This window comes from Actinoplanes sp. NPDC051633, from assembly GCF_040681735.1.
Lineage (GTDB): Bacteria > Actinomycetota > Actinomycetes > Mycobacteriales > Micromonosporaceae > Actinoplanes.
Genome location: NZ_JBFAZH010000839.1, coordinates 1 through 3461, shown reverse-complemented (window position 1 = coordinate 3461; position 3461 = coordinate 1). Strand labels below are relative to the sequence as shown.

Below are 3461 nucleotides of genomic sequence, written 5' to 3'. Positions count from 1 at the left end.
GCGCATTCCAGATGCCGCCGGTGCCGGCCAGCGCCGTCCACGAGCCGGCCCAGTTCTCCGCACGGGCGGCGAAGGCCGCCACACCGTTCGAATCGGACCGGCCACCCGCCGTGGTAGTCAGGGCGGCCGCCAGCCACGGCACGTTGAGCGCCGCGACCGAGGCGAGCGCGGCGGCCGTCGCCCGGGACCGCAGCGGCAGCAGCACGACCACCGTGGCCAGCGCGATCAGGCCGCCGGTCGGGGTCACCGCAGCGGGCGCGGCGGCGAGCACCATCCGAGGCAGTGCACCGGACCGGCCGGCGCGCAGGTCGCGCACCGCCGCCACCAACCAGGGCAGGGCCGCGTACGCGAGCAGCAGCGCCCACTGGCCGATCAGGAGCCGCTCGGCCAGGAACGGCGTCCAGGCGTACGCCAGAGCGGCCACCACCCGCGTGCCCGTACGCGTGCTCGGCACCAGCCGGAACGCACCCAGCGTGGCCAGATAGACCACCGCGACCAACACCGACCGCTGCAGCAACCAGCCCGGCACCGCGAGGTTGGCCAGCGACACCAGCGCGTCGAGCGGCACCGCCCGCGGCAGCGCGTCGGCCGGCGCGATCATCTCCCAGCTCAGTGGCTGCCGCGGCACGAAGACCATGTCGTAGCGCAACGCGTATCCGGGCAGCGCCAGCGGTGCGAGCACGACCGCGGTGACCACGGCGGCAACCGTGTGTGGAATGCGCCGGCCCGGCACGGTCATCCGGCCGGCTGCGGCACCAGCGCGCCGACGTCGATCTCGTTGGTGCACAGGTTCGCGGCCGGGTCGCGGACGGTGAGCGTGACCTCGTCGCCGTCGACCCGCATGAGCAGGAACATCGCGTTCAGGCCGCGGTGCACGTCGAACGACACCCCGGATCGGTCGCCGACCTGGATCGTCGCGACCGTGTCGCGGTCGCTGAGATAGCCGATCCGCACGACCTGCCAGTAGTCGACGACGGCGCCGGTCAGCGGCACCTTGGTGGCCCGGCTGCCGGTGACCCGGTAGCCACACCCCGGCAGCGGCCCCGGTTTCGCCGACACACCCTCGACCCAGGCCGGGCGGACGTGGCCGGACTCGTCGAACACCGACAGCGCGCGCGCCTGGAAGACGAACACCGGCCCGTCGTCGAGCGGCCCGAAGAACGCCGACTGCTTGTTCCACGGGTACGACAGAGCGGGCACCACGGCCTCCGGCACCGTCTGGTCCATGAAGACCGTCCCCGGCCCCGACGCCGCCAGGTCGGCCTGCGCGGTCCGCAGGTAGTCGCGGCCGGCCTTGACGCCCCAGTCGGAGGCGAAGTCGACGCCGCTGTAGAGGCTGCTCGCGACGAGCAGCGCAACGGCCACGGCGAGGCCTTTCACCGGCACGGTCACCGGCGCTTCCTCCTCCTCCTCCTCCTCCTCCGCGTTCAGTCGGCGCAACCCGCACACCGCCACGCCGACGCACAACGCCGCGACCAGCACCACGTCACCGAGATAGCGGGGCACCAGCCCGGCCACTCCGCTCAGCCCCGAGCCCAGCCGGGTCGCGGCGATCAGCGTGGCGGTCATCGCGGAGAAGATCGCTAGCAACGTCCAGGCGCGGACCGCGACGCCCCGGCGCAGCCAGATTGTGCCCGCCATCAGCGCGGCGACCAGCACCCAGGAGAGCCACCGGGCCGGCTCCTGGGGGGCGGAGAGCGCGGCGCCGTCGGCGCCGTCCAGCCAGGTCCACGGCCCGCCGACCAGGCCCGGCGCGAGCGTCTCGCCGTAGAACTGCCCCAGGAACGTGCCCACCTCCGCGGCCGAGGACGGGCGCCGCAGCGTCGAGGTCGTCTGCATCGCCAGGTAGATACCGAGGTAGGGGAGCGAGATCGCAGCCAGCACCGCCCAGGACGGCCACCAGCGCCGGATCGCCGTGAGCACCGAGCGCACCGACCCGCCGGGCGCGTAGAGGCATAGCGACACCAGGACGACGAGCGGCACGATGAGCAGAGCCTTCTCGAAGAACAGCAGCCCGAACAGGACCGACAGGGCGAGCGTCACCAGGTGCTTGCGGGCGCCGGTGCGCAGATAGCGGACCTGAGCGCCGACCGCGAGCACCATCGCCAGCTGCATCGGCAGCAGGTTGATCCCCACCGCCCACCACGCGCTGACCTCCAGGGTCATCGGGTTGAAGAGAAACAGGCACAGGGGTACGAGCACCGCCCACCCGGCCGGCAGCATGAGCCGCAACAGCCGGTAGAACGCCACGCCGACCGCCAGCTGGGCGAGCAGCATCAGCACGAGGTAGGGCCAGTACTCGTAGCCGGTCAGCCGCTCGGTGACGAAGACGATCAGCCGCCCGGCGGGCATCAGGTGATTGTTGTAGAGCCCGAAGAGGTATCCGGGGGTCAGGCCGGAGGCGTCGGCCTGCGCGAGGATCGGGAAGTCGTCGATGGTGAGGAAGCCTCGGGCGGAGATCGACGCCCGCCACACCAGGCTCAGCGCGATCAGGACGGCGGCCCCGATGCCGACCCGTCTCTGCGTGCTCACCGGTCCGGCTCCGGCCGGAACAGCACCATGTTGACGTACCGGGGCTTCGGCCGAACCACCCGGCGGGCGAAGCTCTGGTCCACCCGGGCCACCGCACCGCGCTGGTGTCCGACCAGGTCGAAGTCCTCCAGCGGCAACCACCGTCCGTCGGGCATCACGTACGGCCGGTAGCCCCAGCCGCCGAGCAGGTCGAGCACCGGCTTCACCGGCTGCATCCGCTCCTCGAGCTCGACGATCAGCTGCGGGCGGTCGCGCCGGATGGTCCGCTCGGCCCCGCGCAGGGCGGGCAGCTCATGACCCTCGACGTCGAGCTTGACGAACCGGACGTCGGTCAGCTCCAGCTTGTCGAGGGTCACCCTGGCAACAGTGACGGGTACGCCGGTGCCGGTCTCCACCGAGGACGTTCCGACCCCCGGCCCGCCGGACGGCAGGAACAGATCGGCTGTCCCGGCGCGGTCGGAGGCGACCGCCTCGACCACCCACACGTCCGGGAACGCGGCAGTCAGGCAGCGGGCCAGCTCGGCCGTCGGCTCCACCGCGACCACCCGGTCGGCGATCCGGCGCAGCCTGCGCGTCCACGGCCCGTACCAGGCTCCGACGTCAACCGCGGTTCCGCCGCGCGGGGCGTAGGAGGAGAGGCACGCCAGCTCGGGCTCGACCCGGGGATAGGCGGTACGTACGGCGGCCGCCACGACGCGAGCCGGCAGTGCCGCGGCGAACCGCGAGCTCAGATCGGTGGACAAAGTGCCGGTCATGGTGTCGCACCCTAACCCCTCGACGCCCCTTTGCTACTTGCGGGTAGACCCGAGCTTTCCTCGCTAGTAGCCTGCACGAGCCGAAACCAGCGGCGTGAATGTGAGGGGCGATGACCGGGCCGGTGGACGTCTGCGTGATCGGCGGGTGTGGCCGGGTCGGCCTGCCGCTCGGGA

Annotated in this window: 2 protein-coding genes and 1 pseudogene; all 3 read right to left on the bottom strand. The window is 72.3% G+C overall.

The annotated features are described in order from the left end of the window. Window positions 1-739 (bottom strand): annotated as a pseudogene (locus AB0M20_RS33050) (hypothetical protein); the annotation flags it as partial. Next, complete coding sequence (locus AB0M20_RS33045) at window positions 736-2532, bottom strand: hypothetical protein (RefSeq protein ID WP_364304261.1); 1797 nt, start codon at window positions 2530-2532, stop codon at window positions 736-738. The gene AB0M20_RS33045 and the pseudogene AB0M20_RS33050, both read right to left, overlap by 4 nt. After that, window positions 2529-3287, bottom strand: a complete 759-nt coding sequence (locus AB0M20_RS33040) for an FkbM family methyltransferase (protein WP_364304260.1) — start codon at window positions 3285-3287, stop codon at window positions 2529-2531. The genes AB0M20_RS33045 and AB0M20_RS33040 overlap by 4 nt, the downstream gene beginning before the upstream one ends. Window positions 3288-3461 lie beyond the last annotated feature (174 nt).

What these genes read in the sequence shown, in the direction of transcription:
- AB0M20_RS33040 (WP_364304260.1), bottom strand. Translation starts at nt 3,287, where the DNA reads ATGACCGGCACTTTGTCCACCGATCTGAGCTCGCGGTTCGCCGCGGCA.